Source organism: Enterobacteriaceae endosymbiont of Donacia simplex, from assembly GCF_012568645.1.
In the GTDB taxonomy this organism is placed as follows: Bacteria; Pseudomonadota; Gammaproteobacteria; order Enterobacterales; family Enterobacteriaceae.
The window spans coordinates 1-721 of the sequence record NZ_CP046192.1; the positions used below are offsets into that span (position 1 = coordinate 1).

1 protein-coding gene and 1 rRNA gene (1 of these 2 cut by a window edge) are annotated in these 721 nt (G+C 22.1%); both read left to right on the forward strand.

The genetic code is table 11. The features are described from left to right. The gene (gene greA, locus GJU00_RS00005; protein WP_211080571.1) at positions 1 to 480 is read left to right on the forward strand and encodes a transcription elongation factor GreA; all 480 of its coding nucleotides are present in this window, start codon (positions 1 to 3) and stop codon (positions 478 to 480) included. Between the two features lie 162 nt (positions 481 to 642). After that, a 16S ribosomal RNA gene (locus GJU00_RS00010) occupies positions 643 to 721 on the forward strand; it runs 1,102 nt beyond the window's last position.

The window sequence follows — 721 nt, forward strand, 5'->3', positions numbered from 1 at the left end:
ATGATAAATCAAATTCCTATGACTTTAAAAGGTATAAAAAAATTACAAAAAGAATTAATTAAATTAAAAAATATAGAAAGACCAAAAATTATTAATTTAATTATAGCAGCTAGAAAACATGGTGATTTAAAAGAAAATGCTGAATATCAAGCAGCTCGTGAGGCACAAAGTTTTTGTGAAGGACGTATTAAAGAAATTGAAATTAAATTATCACATGCTAATATAATAGATATTACAAAAATTATACATAATAATAAAATTATTTTTGGTTCTACAGTATCTATAAAAAATATTATTAATAATAAAATTATTTCTTATAAAATTGTGGGTGATGATGAATCAGATTTAAAAAATAATTTAATTTCAATAAATGCTCCTTTAGCTAGAGCTTTAATTGGAAAAAAAAAACATAATATTATTAAAGTACAAACACCAAAAGGTATTTTAAAATATAAGATATTAAAAATTCAATATATTTAATATATAAATTAAATTTGACTTTATTATAATTAGATAGTATATTAAACATCGTTAGTAAAAATCTTTGTTTTAAATAAAGATTTTGTTCTTTAATAACTTATCAGAAAAATATATGTGGGCATTCAAATTTTTAGAAGCTGTCTGTTTTAAATTATGTTTTAAAAATTGAAGAGTTTGATCATGGCTCAGATTGAACGCTGGCGGTAAGCCTAACACATGCAAGTCGAGCGGCAGCGAAATA